Below are 15,312 nucleotides of genomic sequence, written 5' to 3' on the forward strand. Positions count from 1 at the left end.
TCAGAGCGAACCGCGCCCGCCGCGGTGCCCGTCTGAGGAGTTCTGAGGAGTACGGACGTGACGACAGAGGTCTCCGCGAGCCTCATCGCGACGCTGCCCGGCCACTACTACACCGACCCCGATGTCTTCCGCCAGGAGCAGGAGCGCCTGTTCGAGGCCCTGTGGTGCTGCGCCGTGCGCTCCGCGGACCTCGACCGTCCCGGCGCGTACCGCACCGTCCAGGTCGGCCGGGAGAGCGTCCTGATCACCCGCGCCCGCGACGGCGGCCTGCGCGCCTTCCTGAACGTGTGCCGTCACCGCGGCGCCCGCCTGTGCGCGGACGAGGCGGGCCAGGTCCGGCGCAGCCTCCAATGCCCGTACCACGCCTGGACGTACGACCTCGACGGCCGTCTGATCGCCGCGCCGAACCTGACGCGGATGCCGGACGTCGACCGCTCCGCGTACGGCCTGGTCGAGGTCGCGCTGCGGGAGTGGCTCGGCTACGCCTGGGTGTGCCTGGCCGACGCGCCGCCGTCCTTCGAGGACACGGTGATCGGCGAGGCCAGGGAGCGCCTGGGCGATCCCGCGTCCATCGAGCGCTACCGCACCCAGGACCTGGCGCTCGGCCATCGCGTCCGCTACGAGGTGCGCGCCAACTGGAAGCTGATCGTCGAGAACTTCATGGAGTGCTACCACTGCGCGACCATCCACCCCGAGCTGACGGATGTCCTGCCGGAGTTCGCCGACGGCTTCGCGGCGCAGTACTACGTAGGGCACGGTGCCGCCTTCGGGGATGACGTCAGCGGCTTCACTGTGGACGGTTCCCCGGGCTTCGGGCGGCTGCCCGACGTCGCCGACGACCAGGACCGCCGCTACTACGCCATCACCGTCAAGCCGGCCGTGTTCGTCAACCTCGTCCCGGACCATGTGATCCTGCACCGCATGTTCCCGCTGGCCGTGGACCGCACGGTCGTCGAGTGCGACTGGCTGTACGCACCCGACGTCGTCGCCTCCGGAGCGGATCTGTCGAAGTCGGTCGAGCTGTTCCACCGGGTCAACGAGCAGGACTTCGCGGCGTGCGAGCGCACCCAGCCCGCGATGGGCTCACGCGCGTACCGGCGGGGCGGTGTGCTCGTGCCGACCGAGCATCACATCGGGGTGTTCCACCACTGGCTCATCCAGCGGCTGGCTTCTTGAACATCCGGGTCGCCGTGATCTCCCCGTGCACCGTCTCCCCGGCCGGTGCCTGCTGCTCCTGCGGCAGGCCCGGCCGCAGGTGCTCCTCGACGCTGATGTACTTCAGGCCCGCGCGCAGGTCCGCGTCGTTGCGCAACCGGATGACCAGTGGGAACTCCGCGAGCGCCGTCGTGTCGAACAGGCCGGTGGTGTAGAGCAGCTGGACGCCGAGGGCGTCCGACACGGCGCGCTGGAGCTCCAGGAGGTACGTGGCGTTGGCGCGGCCGATGGGGTTGTCGAGGAACAGCGTGCCCGCGTGCCGGTGCTTGTCGCGGCCCCGGTCGTTCGAGCGCAGGGCGGCCATCGTGCAGTACAGGGCGATGGCGGCGGTCAGGAGCTGGCCTCCGGAGAACACGTCGCCCATCTGCCCCACCGGCACGCGCTCGGCGCGCAGGACGGCGTCCGGCTTGAGGATCTCCACGGCGATGCCGCGCGGTTCGAGGGCGGCCTGAACTCCCCTGAGCAGCAGGGACATGCCGTCCCTGCGCAGATCGGAGTTCTTCTTCACGGCCGCGCGGGTGGCCTCGTCGATGACCTCGCCCAGGCGCTCGGTGAGCGTCGCCTGGTCGGGCTCGTCGAAGCGGACCCGCAGGAACTCCTGGCCCGACCACTCCCCCAGGCCCTCGGGCAGCCGGGACAGGCGTTGGGCGGAGCGGAGCGTGGCGAGGGACGACTCGACAAGGCCGCGCAGCCGGTCGACGATGCTGTCGCGGTTGCGCTCCAGTTGCTCCAGCTCGTCGGTGAGCACGCGCAGGCGCGGCGCGAAGGCGTCGGCCCACTTCTTGGCGTGCTCGGGCAGGGCGGACGCGGGCAGTTCGCGGATCTGCTGCCGGGCGGGGGTGCGGACCTGTTCGTACCGGGTGGAGTTGGCGTGCCGTACGAGGACGTCGCTGGCCTCGCGGACGGCCGACTCGGCGGCGGACAGGTCGGCGGCGCAGCCGCGCAGGGAGCGGCGGGTCTCTGCGGCGGCCTGGCGGGCTTCCTCCAGGGTGCCGGGGTGGGGCGCGGGCTGCTCGTAGTCCTCGGTGTCGTGGTGCTCGCGCAGCAGGTCGCGCAGGAGCGCCGCCGTCTCGTCGAACCCACCGGCCGCGTCCTCGGTGGCGCGGTGGGTGTGCAGGAGCGCGGCGTGCGCCTCCTTGGCCAGGCTCAGGGCCTCGGTGTGGGTGGCGAGTTCGGTCGTGGCCGTGCGCAGCAGGGTCTGGGCCTGCTCGGCGTCGGCCGGGACGAGTTCTTCGGGGAGGTCGGTGTGTGCTTCGCCGTCCTCGGGGGCGTGTCGCTCGGCCTCGCCGCGCAGTCGGCCGAGCTGTTCGCTGGCGGTGGAGGCACGCGACTCGATGAGCTGGACCTGGGCCTCCGCGCGGGCGGCGGCGGCCTGCCGGGACGGCCCGTCGGCGCCGTCGGTGCCTTCGAGGAGCTGGGCCGCGCGGGTGCGCACCTTGTTGCTGAGCCGGTCGAGTTCGGCGAGCGCGGCGCTCTCGTCGCTCTCCGCGCGGGCCTGCTCGGCGCGCAGGTCGGCGCCGACGCCGACCTTCTCGTACAGCTGCGAGGCCGCGCGGTAGGCCTCGCGGAGGGCGGGCAGGGAGGTCTTGGGGCCGTCCTGGTCCAGTGGTACGTCCTCGGGGGCGCCGGCGATCTCGGCGCGCTCGGCACGCAGGGCGCGCGCGGTGCGGCGGGCGTCGTCGGCGGCGCGCTGGGCGGCGCGGCGGTCCTCGTCGGCGGCGCGGGCGCGGTCCAGGCAGGACTGGGCGCGGGCCTCCGACTCGACGGCGTCGTCGGCCAGTTCGCGGAGCTTGGTCTGCCAGCCCGCGCGCTCGCGCAGCCGGAACGCGAGCCCGGCCAGCGCATCGGCGGCGCGGCGGGCGCGCTGGGCGCCCTCCTGGCGCTCGTCGCGCACGCGGGCGGCGTCGGCCGCGGCCTCGTCGGCCTCGGCGCGCGCGGTGCGGGCCTCGGCCAGCTCGGCCTCCGCCTCCTCGGCGAAGGCGCGCGCGTCCCGGGCGGCGGTGGCCAGCTCGGCGAGGCGGCCCGCGGGGCAGCCGGAGCGCCAGGAGGCGAGCCGCGCGGCCAGCTCCCGGTCCTTGGCGAGGCGCAGGGCGAGCGCGCGGATCTCCTCGTCGCGCCGGGTGGTGCGCGCCCGCAGGGTCTGCCGCTCCTCGTCGGCGGCGTGCTCGTCGTGCATGGCGGGGTTCGGCGGTACGAGGAAGACGGCGCCCGCGTCCTCGGCGTCGCTGTCGGCATGCGGCACCGGGGCGAGCAGCGCGGCGGCGGTGCCGACGGCGACCGTGGAGCGCGGCAGCAGCGCGGCGCCGGTGAGCGCTTCGCGCGCGCGGGCGTGCGTGTCCGGGTCGGTGATGACGACGCCGTCGACCAGCTCGGGGCGCGCGGCAAGGACGCGTGCGTGGTCCGCCGGGTCGACGGCCTGGGCCAGATACCGCCATCCCGGGAGGGCCGGAATGCCGTGCTCCCCGAGGAATTCGACGGTGGCGAGGACGTCGGGCCCGGGCGGCAGCAGCCCGCCGTCGCCGAGCGCGCCGAGGATGCGGGAGTCGTCGGCGGCGGCGGTCCGCAGCTCGAACAACTGCCGTTCGGCGGCGGCCACTCCGTCGTCGAGCAGGGTCTTCAGGTCGTCGGCGCCGCGGTCGAGCTCCGCGGCGGTGAGGCCGGGGGCGAGGGTCTGCCCGGGTGCGGTCGGGGTGGCAGTGCCCGGCGCGGAGCCGTCGTGGACGTCGCCCGCGGTGCTCGCGCCTCCGTACGCACCCTGGGCCCCCTCGGCGGCGGCCCCCGCCCCGTCGTCGACGCCCTCGCCCGCCCCGGCGCCGGCAGGCCGGGGCTGCGGCACCCCGCCGCGCCCGCTGCCGCCGGATCCGCCCGGCAGACCCAGGAGTTCGGCGACGCGCTCGTCTCGCGCGAGGGAGTCGGCGGTGCGGCTCTCCGCGTCGTGCGCCTGCTCGGCGGCCGTTGCCGCGTCCTCCGCGCGGGCCGCAGTCAGCTCGGCGCGGGCCTCCGCGGCGGCGGCCTCCTTGGCCTGGTCGGCGGCCCGGCGCGCGGACTCGCGGGCCTCGTCCCAGGCGGCGACCGCCGTCTTCTCGGCGTCGCTGGCGGCGAGCGCCGCGCGGGCCGGGTCGGCGTCGGGTGTGCTGTCGTCGAGCCAGCCCGCGCGGACGGCCTCGGCGGTCTCCTGCTCGACCTCGGTGAGGCGCTGGCGCAGGTGTCCGGCCTCGCTGCGGGCGCGCTGCGCCTCGGTCGCGGCGGTGGTGGCGTCGCGGTGCGAGGCCTCGCCGGTCTCCTGGAGGGCGGCGGAGCGCTCCTCCTCCTCGTTGGCGTGGGACTCGGCGTCCTCGGCTGCGGTGTGCAGGGCGCGGACGAGGTCGGCGGCGGCCTTCGCGCGGGCGGCGAGCGCGGGGGCGGCGTCCCGCTCGGCCTCGCGGATGGCGACGGCCACGCGCGCGGAGCGGTCGGCGGCGGCGCGGTGGCGCAGGACGGCTTCGGCGGCCTGCCAGGCGGAGTGCAGGGTGCGGGCGTCGGCCAGCTCGCGGCGCTGGGCTGCGGCGGCCTTCTCGGCGACGGTGAGGGCCAGCGAGGCGTGCCGGTAGGCGAGTTCGGCGGCGATGAGCGCGGAGCGGCCGCGGGCCTGCTCGGCGGCCGTGACGGTGTGCGCGGCGGCGGTGACCTGCTCGGCCAGTTCGGCGGCGCGGCCCCGCTCCTCGACGGCGCGGGCCGACAGTCGGCGGGCCAGGGTGCGGGTGCGGCGTTCGGCGCCCGCGTGCACGTCACGCGCGCGTGCCCGGGTGTCCGCAGCCTCCACGATGCGGCCGAGGAGGTCCACGGAGCCCGCGGTGAAGTCGCGCTCGGCGATCAGCTCGGCACGCCGGCCCAGCTTGTTGCCGAAGCCGTGCACGAGGTCGGCGAGGCCGTCCGTGTCCCGGGTGTCGGTGACGGCGCGCAGCAGCAGGTCGGTGAAGTCGGAGTCCTTCTTGACGGCGAAGAGGCCGGCGGCCTCGCCCTCGTCGGCGTTCATCTCGCGCTGGTAGCGGAACAGTTCGGGGTCGAGGCCGAGGTCCCCGAGGTGTTCGTTCCAGCGGTCGTGGATCTCCTCCCAGTGCACTTCGAGGTGCGGGTAGGCCTTCGTGGCCTCCATGAGGGCGTCCCGGAAGCCCTTCATGGTGCGCCGCCGCCCCTGTGCGCCGGACGCGCCCTCGACGGACGGCCGCACGGCGGTGGACTCGGCGACCGGCAGCGAGTCCAGGCTGAGCCCGGGGCCGGGGCGGAAGGAGTACCAGGCCTCCGCGAACTTCCGCGGGTCGTTGGAGACCTGCCGTCCGCGCCACTCGCTCACCTTGCCGACGACGACGCACTCACCGGTGAGCGTGTGCTGCCACTCCAGGGCGACGTGTCCGCAGTCGTCGGCCAGGAGGAACTTGCGCAGCACTCCGGAGCTGGCCCCGCCCAGTGTGTTCCGGTGGCCCGGCAGCATCACCGAGAAGATCAGCTTGAGCAGGACGGACTTGCCGCCGCCGTTCTCCAGGAAGAGCACCCCGGCGGGCGCCGGGCGGCGCGGCGGGCCGACGGGCTCCTCCTCGAAGAACTCCGCCTGCGCGGGCGCGGGGTCGGGCACCACGTCGCCGACACCGCGCAGGTCCAGCACGGTGTCGGCGTAGCGCGCACCGGCGGGGCCGATGGAGTAGAGGCGGACCCGGGACAGCTCGTACATGGCGGCGGACTCTCGTCGTAAGTCGTGCGGGACGAAGAAACGGAACGTGGCGGAACGTCGGTGGACGCGGGCGGGGCGGCCGGATGCCGTCCCGCGCGGGTCAGGAGTGGAACGGCAGGCCGGCGTCGGCCGCCAGCTCCAGGTCGTCGGTGTCGTCGGGGGGCAGCAGTGTCGCGGAGCCGTCGGTGACGGGCACGACGCCGAGTTCCAGGAGCTCGGCCATGGCCGCGGTGCCCGCCATGTCGCGGACCTGGAGCTGATAGCGCGCGGTGGTGCGGTAGGTCCCGCCGGAGTCGTCGCCGGTGCGCTGGAGGAACCCGGAGTCGGTGAGGAACGCGGCGGCCTTGCCCACGATGCCGGTGGTGGAACCGGCGAGCCTGCGCGCGTCCTTGGTGGCGCCGGTGGAGCTGCGGCGCGCCCAGATCCGCCAGGCGGACTCCAGGCCCGGCGCGTCCGACGCCGGATCGGTGTTCTCGCCCTGCTCTTCGGCGCGCTCCTCAAGGCGGCGACAGGCCTGTCGTACGAAGGCGTCGACGCCGTTGACCGTGACGCGGCCGATGTACCCGTCGTCGGCCAGGTCCTCGGGGCGCGGGAAGGCCATGGCGGCGACGGCGAGGTGGGCGAGGCCGTGCAGGAAGCGGTCGGTGGAGTCGGCGGCGGCGCGGCGCGCGTAGTCGCCCATGCGGACGGCGAACACGGAGTCCTCGGCGGCGGTCACCGCCATCCCCGCGCGCGGGGACACCTCGAGGACCACGAGGCCGAGCCCGGCCGCGACGGCGTCGGCGAGGCGGGCGAAGGGCGGGTCCTCGCGGTATCTGCGGAGCAGTTCGCCGTACTCCTGGTCGCGGGCGGGCTGGAGCTTGGGCTGGAGTCCGAACGCGACGAGGCGGGCCGCGTCGGCGGCGTCGGCCGGGGTGACGGCGGCGCTCGCGGGCGCCGCCGCCGGGGCCGCGGCGGCGTCCGGCTCGCCCCACGCGGCGTGCTCTGCGGGGTGATCGGTCACGGCTGGGGCTCCTTGGTGCGGTCGGTCGGTCGTACGTGTTCGGGGGCGTGGCCCGCGTCGTCGGGGGCCGTGCGCACATCCCCGGGGGCGGCCGGGCCGAGGGCGGCGCGCCGCCTTGTGGGAGGCGTCATCAGGCCGCCTCCGTCCGGTCGGCCGCCATCCCCACCGCGTCGAGGAGTGCCGTGCCGACGATGAGGTCGGCGCCGCCGAACTCCGGGTCGTCGAGGTCGGTGCCGTCGTCCACGGCGAACAGCAGTTGCTGCTCGCCCTGGCGGTAGGCCGTGCCGACCGGCGGGCTCGCGGCGTGGACGGCGAGGAGGGCGACCAGGTAGGGCAGTTCGGGGTCGCGGCGGCGGGCGTCGGCGAGCAGCCCGGAGAGCCTGCGCGGCGCGTCGGGCGGCAGCGCGAGCAGTTCCATGGCGCTCGCCAGCTGCTCCTCGCTGAAGCGGCTGTCGTCGGGCGTGGCGATGAGGTCGGGCTCGGGCATCTCCGCGCCCAGGTGCTCGCGCTCCTGCGGCGGCGTGAGGAGTATGTCGACGAGGTCGCCGACCCGCACCGACACCGGCGTGCGCAGGCCCGTCCCGCGCGCGAAGAAGGCGTCCGTGACCCGGATCGCCTGCTCGGCGGGGAGCGGCAGGATCGGGGCGACCAACTGGCCGTACAGGTCGAGTCCTGTGCGCGCGGTGGGGGTGGCGAAGGCCTGCCGGTCCTGCTCGGCTCGGAACAGGGGGCCTGCTTCGAGGAGGCGGGACTGGAGCTGGGTGTGGCGGCGGATGCAGTCCTTGACGATGTCGACGAGCTCGGCGGCGCGGCGCTTGTGCTCGGGGTCCTCGGACTCGTCGCGCGCCTTGCGGATGTTCGTCAGGATCGCGTTCTCGTGGCGGTACCGGTCGGCCACGTGGTCCAGGGCTTCGGTGATCATGTCCGGCACGGACTGGAGCCAGTCCACCGCGCGGACGTTGCGCCGGGTCGCGTCGAGGGCCCTGCGGAGGGTCTCCGAGTACTGCACGGTGCGGTACCGCGCCTGTTCGGCGGCGAGCTGGGCGTCGGCGAGGCGGCCGCGGCTGATCAGGACCTCCAGCTTCACCTCGGCGGCGATCTGGGCGCTGGTGACGTCCGTGTCGAGGGCGCCCACGAGGACGTTCACGGCCTCGTCGGTGGTGCGCAGGCAGACACCGCCGCCGTAGCCGGGGACCTCCTCGATCAGTTTGAAGTCGTAGTCCCGCCGGACGTAGGTGCCGTCCGGGTCGAAGGTGCCGTACACCGCGCGGAAGCCGCGGTCGACGCTGCCCACGTTGATCAGGTTCTCCAGGACCCAGCGGGCGACGCGCTCGTGCTCGGCGGTGGGGCGGCGCGGGGCCTGGGCGGCGACGCGGGGCAGCAGCCGGGCGACGACCTGGTCGTGGTCGGCGCCCGTGTCGAAGTCCATGTTCAGCGTGACGAGGTCGATGGCGGACAGGGCCACCTCCGCCATCGCGTACACCGAATACTCGCCCGCGAGGTTCGCCTTGCGGGCGTCCAGGTCGTGCAGCGGGGCCGTGCACGCGAGCGCGCGCAGGCGCCGTGCCAGGCCCTCGTCGGCGGCCGGGCCCGGTGCGGGCCGCGGCCCCGCGCTGAGCTGGGACGGAACGGAGTCCGGTACGGCAGGCGAAGTCACGGTGCACAGACTAGGTCCTCGGTCTGACAACGGTCGAAACGACGCAGATGCCCCGCCACCCCGACATGCCCCGGGAACTCGGCCCGCCCCTCGGACCGGCGCACCCCACGACCTCGACGCGCCCCGCCGACGAGCGAGTCCCGCGACCTCAGCCCGCCCCGGCCCCGCCCGCCGCGACCCGGCGCGCGTACGTGTCGACGAGCCCCTGCAGCGAGTCGTCCAGGTAGATCCCGAGCAGCCGCTCGGCCTTCGGGCCGAGGCCCGCCTGCAGGGCGTCCAGAATCTCCTGGTTGCGCACCAAGTAGGGCTCGTGGAGGCGGCGCGGGTCGTCCACCACGTGGAAGGCGAGCCGCAGTTCGGCGAAGACGCTGCGCATCAGCTCGTCGGTGCGGGCGCTTCCGGCGAGCGCGACGAGCTCCCGGTGGAAGTGGATGTTGGCCGTGGAGACGCCTTTCCAGTCCCGGCGGCCGGCCGCGACCCTGCCCGCGGCGACGGCCGCGGCGAGCGCGTCCACGGCGAACGGCGGGCGGCCGAGGCCGTGCACGACGGCGCACTCCACCAGGCGCCGGGTGCGGTAGATGTCCTCGACGTCCTCGACGGTCAGGACCCGCACGAAGACGCCGCGGTTGAGTTCGTGGACGAGCAGCCGCTCGTGGGTGAGCAGCCGGAAGGCCTCGCGGAGGGTGTTGCGGGAGACGCCGAGCGCGCCGCCGATGCTGTCCTCCGACAACCGGGTGCCGGGTGGGAAGTACCCCTCGGCGATGCGGCTCCGGAGGATGTCCGCGACCCGCTCCGCGGTGCTGGTGCGCCCCAGGAGCGCGCGGTCGTCGGCGAGACCGGTCAGTTCAGCCATGATCAGCCATCCCCTCAGCCATGCCCGGATTCAACCGCAGATACAAGAACGAGACAACATGGGTATTGAGGGATCGTTGAACAATCCTCTACGTTGTCCGGCAGGCGTCACCCCGCCCCCCGTCCCCAGAGGGCACCGGCCACGCGCCGGTCAGCACACCCCCGCTCCTCAGAAGCACCCTCCAGCTCCGCCGACTCCTCTGCGAGGTGCCCATGAGCACGACTCCCCCGCCTTCCGCCATAGAGCTGGACGATCAGCCGCGCGGAGATCAACCACCCGACGACGACGGCGCATTCGGCTGGCTGCGCGCGCTCGGCCCGCGCGGCCGCCGCGCGTTCGCCGGTGCCTTCGGCGGGTACGCGCTCGACTCCTACGACTACTTCACGCTGCCGCTCAGCATGGTCGCGCTCTCGGCCTACTTCGGCCTGAACAGCGGCCAGACCGGTCTGTTCACGACCGTCACGCTGGTCGTGTCCGCGGTGGGCGGCGCCGTCGCGGGCGTCGTCGCGGACCGCATCGGCCGGGTGAAGGCCCTGATGATCACCGTGATCACGTACGCGGTGTTCACGGTGGCCTGCGGCTTCGCGCCCAACTACGAGACCCTGCTGGTCTTCCGCGCCCTCCAGGGGCTCGGTTTCGGCGGCGAGTGGGCGGTCGGCGCGATCCTGGTCGCCGAGTACGCGACCGCCAAGAACCGCGGCCGTACGCTCGGCGCGATCCAGAGCTCCTGGGCCGTCGGCTGGGGGCTCGCCGCGATCGTCTACACCCTGGTCTTCCAGTTCATGGACGACGACATCGCCTGGCGCGTCATGTTCTTCACCGGGGCGCTGCCCGCCCTGCTCGTGATCTACGTACGCCGCAATGTGCACGACGCCCCCGAGGCGGCCGCCGAACGCGAACGGAGCACGGAGAAGGGCTCGTTCACAGCGATCTTCAAGCCGGGTCTGCTGCGCATCACCCTGTTCGCGGTGCTGTTGTCCACCGGTGTCCAGGGCGGCTACTACACGCTCGCCACGTGGGTGCCGACGTACCTCAAGGAGGACCGCGGGCTGACGGTCGTCGGCACGGGCGGGTACCTGACGTTCCTGATCTCCGGCGCCTTCATCGGCTATCTGACGGGCGGCTACCTCACCGACAAGCTGGGCCGCAAGCGCAACATCACGCTGTTCGCGTTCCTGTCCGCGGCAAGCATCGCGGCGTACACGAACATCCCGGACGACGCCAACGGCCTTCTCCTGGTGCTCGGTTTCCCGCTGGGCTTCTGCATGTCGGCGATCTTCAGCGGCTTCGGTTCCTTCCTGAGCGAGCTGTACCCGGCCGCCGTGCGGGGCACGGGGCAGGGCTTCACGTACAACACCGGCCGCGCGGTGGGCGCCGTGTTCCCCACGACCGTCGGTTTCCTCGCGGACAGCTGGGGCGTCGGCGGAGCGCTCATCTTCGGAGCGTTCGGTTACGCGCTCGCCGTGATCGCCCTGTTCGGCCTGCCCGAGACGCGCGGAAGGGAACTGCTGTGAACCCCGAAGCCGTGAACCCCGTAGAGGCACGCTCGGCGTTCCGTGCGGGCCACAGCGCGCCGACGACCGGCTGGGCGCCCGGACACACCCAGGCGAACCTGGTGTCCGTCCCCGCCGACTGGGCGTACGACATGCTCCTGTTCTGCCAGCGCAATCCGAAGCCCTGCCCGGTCCTCGACGTGACCGACGCGGGTTCCTGGTCGACACCGCTGGCCCCAGGGGCCGATCTGCGCACGGACCTGCCGCGCTATCGCGTGTGGGAGAACGGCGCACTGGTCGACGAGCCCACCGACGTGCTCGGGCACTGGCGCGGTGACCTGGTGTCGTTCCTCATCGGCTGCAGCTTCACCTTCGAGTGGTCGCTCGCGGCGGCCGGTGTGCCGCTGCGCCATGTCGCGCAGGGCCGCAACGTCGCCATGTACGTCACCGACCGCCAGTGCCGTGCCGCGGGGCGGCTGCGCGGCCCCCTGGTGGTGTCCATGCGCCCGGTGCCGCCGGGCGACCTGGCCACGGCGATCCGGGAGACCTCCGTGCTGCCCGCGGTGCACGGCGCGCCGGTGCACTGCGGCGACCCGGCCGGACTCGGCATCGCCGACCTCGCCGAGCCCGACTTCGGCGATCCGGTGGACGCAGAGCCCGACGACATCCCGGTGTTCTGGGCGTGCGGGGTGACACCGCAGGCGGCCGTGATGGCGTCGCGGCCGCCGTTCGCGATCACGCACGCGCCGGGCCGGATGTTCATCACCGACGCGCGCGACGAGCAGTACCGCGTCGCCTGACCGACTCCGGCGCGGCGCGGACCACGTCCCACGCGCGCGGGCCAAGAATCCCACCGCGCAGGACACGCGCCGCCACGCGCGCGGAGCACCCGAATTCACAGGAGCGATACGCACATGACCTCGGCCTCGATCGACCTCAACGCCGACCTCGGCGAGGGCTTCGGGCGGTGGCGGCTCACCGACGACGAGGAGCTGCTGTCCGTCGTCACCAGCGCCAATGTGGCCTGCGGCTTCCACGCGGGCGACGCGGCCACCATGCGGCGCGTGTGCGAGCGCGCGGCGGAGCGGGGGGTGCGGATCGGCGCCCAGGTGTCGTACCGCGACCTCGCGGGGTTCGGGCGGCGCGCCATGGATGTGCCGGCCGCCGAGCTCGCGGCCGAAGTGGCGTACCAGATCGGTGCCCTGGAGGTGTTCGCGCGCGCGGCGGGCGCCGGTGTGGCGTACGTGAAGCCGCACGGCGCGCTGTACAACCGCGTGGTGCGCGACGGGGAGCAGGCGTCCGCCGTCGTGGACGGCGTGCTCCTCGCCGACGCCGGGCTGCCCGTCCTCGGCCTTCCCGGATCGCGTCTCCTGGAGGCGGCGGAGAAGGCCGGACTCCCGGTCGTCACGGAGGCGTTCGCGGACCGGGCGTACACCGATGAGGGCACGCTGGTGCCGCGCGGCACCGACGGCGCCGTCGTCACGCAGCCGGACGCCGTCGTCGAACGGTCCCTCGGCATCGCCCGGTTCGGCACCGTCGCCTCGCACGGCGGGCGGCGCATCGACGTGCGGGCCCGCTCACTGTGCCTGCACGGCGACACCCCCGGAGCGGTGGAGCTCGCACGGCGGGTCAGAGCGCGCCTCGAAACGGCGGGCGTGCGGGTGGAGGCGTTCTCATGAGCATCCACCCGACGGCACCAGCACCGGCATCACCGCCGATGCCGACGCCGCCCATGAAGGTCCTGCCCATGGGCGAGCGCGCCCTGCTCGTCGAACTCGCCGACGGAGCGGCCGCCGCGGCCCTGCACGCCGAGTTGCTGCGCCGCCGCGCGGCCGGAGACCTCGTCGTGCGCGAGATCGTGCCCGCGGCCCGCACGGTGCTCCTGGACGGCCTCGACGGACCCGAAGGACCCGACACCCCGCTCCGGCTCGCCGCGCGCCTGCCGACCTGGGAGATCCCGCCGCTGCCCGCGCGCGCGGACGACGTCCTGGAGATCCCGGTGCGGTACGACGGCCCGGACCTGGCCGACGTGGCGGCGCTGTGGAACGTGCCGGTGCGGGACGTGGCACGGATCCACGCGGCGGCCGAATTCCGCGTCGCCTTCTGCGGGTTCGCGCCCGGGTTCGGCTATCTGACGGGCCTCGACGGGGTGCCCGACGTGCCGCGCAGGGCGACGCCGCGCACGGCGGTGCCCGCGGGCTCCGTCGGCCTCGCCGGGCCGTACACGGGCGTGTACCCGCGCTCCTCGCCCGGTGGCTGGCAGCTGATCGGGTCGACGGACGCCGTGCTGTGGGACCACGCGCGCGTACCGGCGGCACTCCTGTCGCCGGGCGCGCGGGTCCGCTTCGTGCCGGAGGGCCGATGACCGACCGGGCCTTCGCGGTCGTACGGGCCGGGGCGCTCACCACGGTGCAGGACGAGGGCCGTCCCGGGCACGCCCACCTCGGGGTGCCGCGCTCCGGCGCCCTCGACCGGCCCGCCGCCGCCCTGGTGAACCGTCTCGTCGGCAATCCGGCCGCCGCGGCCGTCCTGGAGACCACCCTCAACGGCTGTGCGCTGCGGCCCCGTTGCGACGTCACTGTCGCCGTCGGCGGCGCGCCCTGCCGGGTGACGGTCGACGGGCGAGCGGTGGCCTGGGGCGCGCCGGTGCGGGTGCCTGCCGGTGCTCTCCTGGAGGTGGGTACCGCTGTCTCCGGAGTACGCGGTTACGTCGCACTCGGTGGCGGCGTGGCCGTCGAGCCGGTCCTCGGCAGCCGCTCCACCGACCTGCTGTCCGGGCTCGGCCCGCCCCCGCTGACGGACGGCGCGGTGCTGCCACTGGGTGCCGCACCCGTCGCCCACGCGCGCGTGGACACCGCCGCGCAGCCCGGGCCGCCGCGCGAGCTGATCCTTCGGGTGGCGCCCGGACCCCGCACCGACTGGTTCACGGTCACGGCCCTGCGGACGCTCACCACGCGCGCGTACCGCGTGTCGTCGGCGAGCAACCGCATCGGCCTGCGCACCGACGGGCCGCCCCTGGAGCGCGCGGCGAGCGGCGAACTGCCCAGCGAGGGCATGGTCCTGGGCGCGATCCAGGTGCCGCCGGACGGCAGGCCCGTGGTGTTCCTCGCCGACCATCCGACGACGGGCGGCTACCCGGTCGTGGGCGTCGTCAGGGAGCGCGACCTCGCAGCGGCGGCGCAGGCGGTGCCGGGGACGGTGGTGCGGTTCGTGGGGGTGGGGGGCTGGCCGGGGGTGGGCCGCGGGTGAGGTGCGGATGGGCCGCGGGTCAAGCGCGGGTGGGCCGCGGGTCAAGCGCGGGTGGGCCGCGGGTCAGGCGCGGAGGCGCCGCAGGTTACGCCGCCTCCGCCTGCCGCTCGGCGGTCCCGAGCCCCGCGAGTGCCGCCGCCGCGGCGTGCGCGTCCCGGACGTCGAGCCCTCCGCTCGTGCCCCGCACCTGGTGCTGCACCTCCTCCACGGCGAGGCCGAGCAGCTGCGGCAGCAGATCGGTGCAGCGCCGGGCAATCCAGCCGGTACCGGCCGTGGCCAGCCACAGCAGGCTCGCCGACGGGGCGGGCGGCGGCAGTTCGGGCTCGACGGCGGGGGCGGGGCCGGGTGCCAGACCCTCCGCGGCGAGCAGCGCGTGGAAGCGGGCCGCGAACACCCGGTGCCCGCGCTCCCCGGGGTGCAGCCGGTCCGCGCTCCACAGGGCGCGGTCGGCGACCCACTGCTCGTCGGCCGCGTGCAGGTGGACGGCGCCGTGGCGTTCGGACAGGGCGTGCACGACGGCGTTGACCGCGCGCTGCCGCCGGGCCAGCGGGCGGCCGAGCGCGCCGGGCAGGCCCAGCATGGCGCCGGGGTCGGGCATGCAGGCGGTGAGCAGCACCGCGCCGTCCGCCGTGACGGCGCCGTACACCTCGTCGAGGCGCGCGGCGACGGCACGGATGTCGAAGGTGCGGCGCAGGGTGTCGTTGACACCGACGACGACGGACACGATGTCGGGCCGCAGGACCACCGCCCGGGGCGTCTGGCGGCCGTGCACGTCGCAGGTCTGCGCCCCGCTGACGGCCAGGTTGTGGAATGCCACGGGCCGTTGGGACGTCCCGAGGCCCGCGGCGAGCAACGCCGCCCAGCCCCGCCACGCGCCGCCCACGGGGTCCCCCACTCCCTGCGTGAGCGAGTCCCCGAGCGCCACGAACGTCACCGGCCTCATCCGCCACCGCCCCCGTCCGGCCCGCCGCCGGGCCCCACCACGAGGCGCAGTGCCCGGACCCCGTCCCCGGCCGGTGCCGTGTCCCCGGCCGCGGCGGCCGCCACCCGTGCACCGCCCTGGCCGGAGTCAGAGCAAGGCCCGTGACTGACAGCCGCACCCGAGCCGTCCCCCGCAACAGACCTGCCCCCCAC

At 74.8% G+C, this 15,312-nt stretch carries 12 protein-coding genes; 6 read left to right on the forward strand and 6 right to left on the reverse strand.

The window, feature by feature from the left end; genetic code table 11:
* The first annotated feature begins 57 nt into the window (after positions 1 to 57).
* The gene (locus tag ACZ6BG_RS25235) at positions 58 to 1,176 is read left to right on the forward strand and encodes an aromatic ring-hydroxylating oxygenase subunit alpha (RefSeq protein ID WP_469005342.1); all 1,119 of its coding nucleotides are present in this window, start codon (positions 58 to 60) and stop codon (positions 1,174 to 1,176) included.
* Here ACZ6BG_RS25235 and ACZ6BG_RS25240 read toward each other — a convergent pair.
* The 5 genes from ACZ6BG_RS25240 to ACZ6BG_RS25260 all read right to left on the reverse strand — a co-directional run bounded on the left by ACZ6BG_RS25240 (position 1,154) and on the right by ACZ6BG_RS25260 (position 9,436).
* On the reverse strand, positions 1,154 to 5,923 hold the full coding sequence (locus tag ACZ6BG_RS25240; RefSeq protein WP_469005344.1) for a hypothetical protein: 4,770 nt from the start codon (positions 5,921 to 5,923) through the stop codon (positions 1,154 to 1,156). The genes ACZ6BG_RS25235 and ACZ6BG_RS25240 overlap by 23 nt on opposite strands.
* A 100-nt stretch (positions 5,924 to 6,023) precedes the next feature.
* Positions 6,024 to 6,926 carry a hypothetical protein gene (locus tag ACZ6BG_RS25245; RefSeq protein ID WP_469005347.1) on the reverse strand — a complete coding sequence of 301 codons (903 nt, stop codon included), beginning with the start codon at positions 6,924 to 6,926 and terminating at the stop codon, positions 6,024 to 6,026.
* A complete protein-coding gene (locus tag ACZ6BG_RS25250) occupies positions 6,923 to 7,057 on the reverse strand; it encodes a hypothetical protein (RefSeq protein ID WP_469005349.1) in 135 nt (44 codons plus the stop codon). The genes ACZ6BG_RS25245 and ACZ6BG_RS25250 overlap by 4 nt, the downstream gene beginning before the upstream one ends.
* On the reverse strand, positions 7,057 to 8,583 hold the full coding sequence (locus ACZ6BG_RS25255; RefSeq protein WP_469005351.1) for a hypothetical protein: 1,527 nt from the start codon (positions 8,581 to 8,583) through the stop codon (positions 7,057 to 7,059). The genes ACZ6BG_RS25250 and ACZ6BG_RS25255 overlap by 1 nt, the downstream gene beginning before the upstream one ends.
* 148 nt (positions 8,584 to 8,731) lie before the next feature.
* Complete coding sequence (locus tag ACZ6BG_RS25260) at positions 8,732 to 9,436, reverse strand: GntR family transcriptional regulator (RefSeq protein ID WP_469005354.1); 705 nt, start codon at positions 9,434 to 9,436, stop codon at positions 8,732 to 8,734.
* A gap of 212 nt (positions 9,437 to 9,648) precedes the next feature.
* Between ACZ6BG_RS25260 and ACZ6BG_RS25265 the strand changes: the two genes are divergently transcribed.
* From ACZ6BG_RS25265 to ACZ6BG_RS25285, 5 genes are all read left to right on the forward strand, one after another.
* Entirely contained in the window at positions 9,649 to 10,950 is a 1,302-nt protein-coding gene (locus ACZ6BG_RS25265) for an MFS transporter (RefSeq protein ID WP_469005356.1), read from the forward strand.
* On the forward strand, positions 10,947 to 11,729 hold the full coding sequence (locus ACZ6BG_RS25270; RefSeq protein WP_469005360.1) for a putative hydro-lyase: 783 nt from the start codon (positions 10,947 to 10,949) through the stop codon (positions 11,727 to 11,729). Before ACZ6BG_RS25265 ends, ACZ6BG_RS25270 begins: the two co-directional genes overlap by 4 nt.
* Positions 11,730 to 11,843: 114 nt before the next feature.
* Positions 11,844 to 12,608 (forward strand): LamB/YcsF family protein, encoded by a 765-nt coding sequence (locus ACZ6BG_RS25275; RefSeq protein WP_469005363.1) that lies wholly within the window; start codon positions 11,844 to 11,846, stop codon positions 12,606 to 12,608.
* Positions 12,609 to 12,661: 53 nt separating this feature from the next.
* Positions 12,662 to 13,294, forward strand: coding sequence for a 5-oxoprolinase subunit B family protein (locus tag ACZ6BG_RS25280; RefSeq protein WP_469006184.1), 633 nt, complete (start codon positions 12,662 to 12,664; stop codon positions 13,292 to 13,294).
* Positions 13,291 to 14,178, forward strand: coding sequence for a 5-oxoprolinase subunit C family protein (locus tag ACZ6BG_RS25285; RefSeq protein WP_469005365.1), 888 nt, complete (start codon positions 13,291 to 13,293; stop codon positions 14,176 to 14,178). Before ACZ6BG_RS25280 ends, ACZ6BG_RS25285 begins: the two co-directional genes overlap by 4 nt.
* An 85-nt stretch (positions 14,179 to 14,263) precedes the next feature.
* Here the strand turns inward: ACZ6BG_RS25285 and ACZ6BG_RS25290 are convergent, their stop codons facing one another.
* Positions 14,264 to 15,121 carry an SGNH/GDSL hydrolase family protein gene (locus tag ACZ6BG_RS25290; protein WP_469005367.1) on the reverse strand — a complete coding sequence of 286 codons (858 nt, stop codon included), beginning with the start codon at positions 15,119 to 15,121 and terminating at the stop codon, positions 14,264 to 14,266.
* Positions 15,122 to 15,312 lie beyond the last annotated feature (191 nt).

It is taken from the genome of Streptomyces sp. NPDC041205 (assembly GCF_055591765.1).

Bases quoted from the DNA above. Each gene is read 5' to 3' on its own strand.
- ACZ6BG_RS25240 (WP_469005344.1), bottom strand. From the start codon at position 5,923: ATGTACGAGCTGTCCCGGGTCCGCCTCTACTCCATCGGCCCCGCCGGT.
- ACZ6BG_RS25280 (WP_469006184.1), top strand. From the start codon at position 12,662: ATGAAGGTCCTGCCCATGGGCGAGCGCGCCCTGCTCGTCGAACTCGCC.
- ACZ6BG_RS25265 (WP_469005356.1), top strand. From the start codon at position 9,649: ATGAGCACGACTCCCCCGCCTTCCGCCATAGAGCTGGACGATCAGCCG.
- ACZ6BG_RS25260 (WP_469005354.1), bottom strand. From the start codon at position 9,436: ATGGCTGAACTGACCGGTCTCGCCGACGACCGCGCGCTCCTGGGGCGC.
- ACZ6BG_RS25290 (WP_469005367.1), bottom strand. From the start codon at position 15,121: ATGAGGCCGGTGACGTTCGTGGCGCTCGGGGACTCGCTCACGCAGGGA.
- ACZ6BG_RS25275 (WP_469005363.1), top strand. From the start codon at position 11,844: ATGACCTCGGCCTCGATCGACCTCAACGCCGACCTCGGCGAGGGCTTC.
- ACZ6BG_RS25250 (WP_469005349.1), bottom strand. From the start codon at position 7,057: ATGACGCCTCCCACAAGGCGGCGCGCCGCCCTCGGCCCGGCCGCCCCC.
- ACZ6BG_RS25285 (WP_469005365.1), top strand. From the start codon at position 13,291: ATGACCGACCGGGCCTTCGCGGTCGTACGGGCCGGGGCGCTCACCACG.